The sequence below is a fragment of the Massilia sp. CT11-108 genome, assembly GCF_047302915.1.
Classification (GTDB): Bacteria; Pseudomonadota; Gammaproteobacteria; order Burkholderiales; family Burkholderiaceae_D; genus Telluria; species Telluria orientalis.
Genome location: NZ_JBKYMO010000602.1, coordinates 1 through 2972, shown reverse-complemented (window position 1 = coordinate 2972; position 2972 = coordinate 1). Strand labels below are relative to the sequence as shown.

The window sequence follows — 2972 nt, the reverse complement described above, 5'->3', positions numbered from 1 at the left end:
GACCTCGCGGCCGATGCGCGCGTGCGGCGCGATTATCCCGTGCTGTCGCGCGCGCTGCTCGCGGGCGCGTCGGCGCAGCTGCGCAACAAGGCGACGACGGCGGGCAACCTGCTGCAGCGCACCCGCTGTCCCTACTTCTACGACACGAACATGGCGTGCAACAAGCGCAAGCCGGGCAGCGGCTGCTCGGCCATCGGCGGTTTTACGCGCCAGCTCGCGATCGTAGGGCATAGCGAGGCGTGCATCGCCACGCACCCGAGCGACATGGCCGTTGCGATGCAGCTGCTGGACGTGGGCGTGGAAACGGTGCGTCCGGATGGCTCGGCGCGCACGATCCCCATCGCCGACTTTTATCGCCTGCCGGGCGGCACGCCGCACATCGAGAACACGCTCGCGCCGGGCGAGTTGATCACGGCGGTGACCTTGCCGAAGCCGCTGGGCGGCAAGCACTACTACCACAAGGTGCGCGACCGCTGCCATCCGGCTGCACGACCGCGGCGGAATCAGCCATGCCGCGCGGCGCGCAGGCCGTGACCGACCAGTTGCTGGCCGGTGTGCGCGTCACGAACGACAACGCGTTCAAGGTCCCGCTGGTCCAGCGCACGCTGGCGTCCGTGCTGGCGGATGCACGGCAGGCATGAGGAGGCACCCATGAAATTCACGACACCCGCCACCTCGAATCCCATCGACCGACTGCAGGTCATCGGCAAGCCGACCGACCGCATCGACGGTCCGTTCAAGACGACGGGCACGGCCCCATACGCGTACGAACAGCACAAGGTGGCGCCGAATGCCGCGTACGGCTGGGTCGTCGGCGCGGCCATCGCCAAGGGCACCCTCAGGCGCATCGACACGCGTGCCGCGCGGGCCGCGCCCGGCGTGCTCGCGGTGATCACGCACGAAAACGCGGGCAAGCTCGCCAAGGGCAAGTACAACACGGCGCACCTGCTGGGTGGGCCGGAGATCCAGCACTACCACCAGGCCGTGGCGCTGATCGTCGCGGAGACGTTCGAACAGGCGCGCGCCGCCGCGGCGCTGCTGCGCGTGGAGTATGCGCCGGTCACCGGCGTCTACGACCTGGAAGCGGCGATGAACGCGGCCGGCCCGGCCAGCAAGGACAAGGCGAAATCGACGACGAAGGTCGGCAACTTCGAGGCCGCCTTCGCATCCGCGCCCGTGAAACTGGACGCGACCTATACAACGCCGGACCAGACGCACGCGATGATGGAACCGCACGCGTCGACGGCCGTGTGGCAGGGCGAGACGCTGACCCTGTACACCGCCAACCAGATGATAAACTGGGGCAAGAAGGACATGGCGCGGACGCTCGGCATCCCCGAGGAAAACGTACGCCTCGTGTCGCCCTACATCGGCGGGGGCTTCGGCGGCAAGCTGTTCCTCCGGTCGGAAGCGCTGCTGGCCGCGCTGGGCGCGAAGGCCGCCGGCCGGCCCGTGAAGGTCGCGTTGCAGCGCGCGCTCATGATGAACAACACGACGCACCGGCCGGCGACGATCCAGCACATCCGCATCGGCGCCACGCGCGAAGGCCGCATCACGGCGATCGCGCACGAGAGTTGGTCGGGCGACCTGCCGGACGGCGGGCCGGAGACCGCGGTGAACCAGACCCGCTTGCTGTACGCGGGCCCGAACCGCTTCACGCAGATGCGGCTCGCCGTGCTCGACCTCGCGGAAGGCAATGCGATGCGCGCGCCGGGCGAGGCGCCGGGCATGATGGCGCTGGAGATCGCGATGGACGAGCTGGCGGAAAAACTGCAGATGGATCCCGTCACGCTGCGCATCGTGAACGACACGACCGTCGATCCGGAACAGCCGGGCCGCAAGTTCTCGCAGCGGCGTTTCGTCGACACGCTGCGCATCGGCGCGGAGCGCTTCGGCTGGAACAGGCGCAATGCCAAGCCGGGCCAGGCGCGCGACGGCCGCTGGCTCGTGGGCTACGGCATGGCCTCCGCGTTCCGCAACAACCTCGTGATGAAGTCGGCGGCGCGCGTGCGCCTGGAGCGCGACGGCACCGTCACCGTCGAAACGGACATGACGGACATCGGCACCGGCACCTATACCATCATCGGCCAGACGGCGGCCGAGATGCTGGGCGTGCCGCTGGCGCGCGTGACGGTGCGGCTGGGCGATTCCGCATATCCCGTATCGGCCGGATCCGGCGGCCAGTGGGGCGGCAACAGCTCGACGGCCGGCGTGTACGCCGCGTGCGTGAAGCTGCGCGAGAACGTGGCGAAGAAGCTGGGCCTCGACCCCGCACAGGCCGATTTCAGCGGCGGCATGGTGCGCGCCGGCGGCAAGACGCTGCCGCTGGAGCATGCGTCGCGCGACGCCGACGTGATCGGCGAAGATACGATGGAATACGGTGACCTCGACAAGAAGTACCAGCAGTCGACGTTCGGCGCCCACTTCGTCGAAGTGGCCGTCGATGCGGCGACGGCGGAAGTGCGCGTGCGGCGCATGCTGGCCGTGTGTGCGGCCGGGCGCATCCTGAATCCGAAGTCCGCGCGCAGCCAGGTGATCGGCGCGATGACGATGGGTGTTGGTGCCGCGCTGATGGAAGACCTCGTCGTCGACAAGCGCGTCGGCTTCTTCGTCAACCACGACCTGGCCGGCTACGAAGTGCCGGTGCACGCCGACATCCCGCACCAGGAGGTCGTCTTCCTCGACGAGACGGACCCGGTCTCGTCGCCGATGAAGGCGAAGGGCGTGGGCGAGCTGGGGATCTGCGGCGTGGCGGCGGCGGTGGCGAACGCCATCTACAACGCGACCGGCGTGCGGGTGCGCGACTATCCCGTCACGCTCGACAAGCTGCTGCCCGGGATGCCCCGATATGCGTGACCCCCGTAGAATGGAACCCTTGGCCACGACACCATGAACGATTCTGCCGGCGGCTTGTCCGCATCGGGCGGCGAGCGCATCCTGCGCGCGCGGGACTGGACGGCATCTCCCCTGGG

Annotated in this window: 1 protein-coding gene and 1 pseudogene; both read left to right on the top strand. The window is 69.1% G+C overall.

Features of this window, described 5'->3' with window-relative positions:
* Positions 1-641, top strand: a pseudogene (locus ACEN88_RS28115) (FAD binding domain-containing protein); the annotation flags it as partial.
* A gap of 10 nt (positions 642-651) precedes the next feature.
* A complete protein-coding gene (gene paoC, locus ACEN88_RS28110; protein WP_413344953.1) occupies positions 652-2856 on the top strand; it encodes an aldehyde oxidoreductase molybdenum-binding subunit PaoC in 2205 nt (734 codons plus the stop codon).
* The last annotated feature ends 116 nt before the right edge of the window (positions 2857-2972 follow it).